1 protein-coding gene is annotated in these 267 nt (G+C 62.9%); it reads right to left on the reverse strand.

Annotated elements, in window-relative coordinates; translation table 11 throughout:
• On the reverse strand, nucleotides 1–267 hold a 267-nt coding region (locus IG629_RS22205), incomplete at both ends, for a hypothetical protein (RefSeq protein ID WP_193174051.1).

The raw sequence follows: 267 nt of genomic DNA on the forward strand, positions 1-267 counted from the left end.
TCGTGCCACTGATCGTCACAGTGTAAGCACCGGTCGTGCCGGTCAGCGTCGCAAGATTGCTCGCTGTGTCACTGATCGTGGCCGTCACAACACCAGAGGTCGCCGCATCCAACGCATTCGCCTGCGCGACGGTCGTTGTACCGGTCGCGGTGAGCGTGCCGGTATGCGTGGTGATGCCGGCAAATGCCGCAGCAAGATCAGCGGCCGTCCCGCTCAGATTGGCCGCGTTCGTCTCAGTATTCAGCGTGATTGCACCCGTCGTCGCGG

This window comes from Nisaea nitritireducens, assembly GCF_014904795.1.
GTDB lineage: Bacteria > Pseudomonadota > Alphaproteobacteria > Thalassobaculales > Thalassobaculaceae > Nisaea > Nisaea nitritireducens.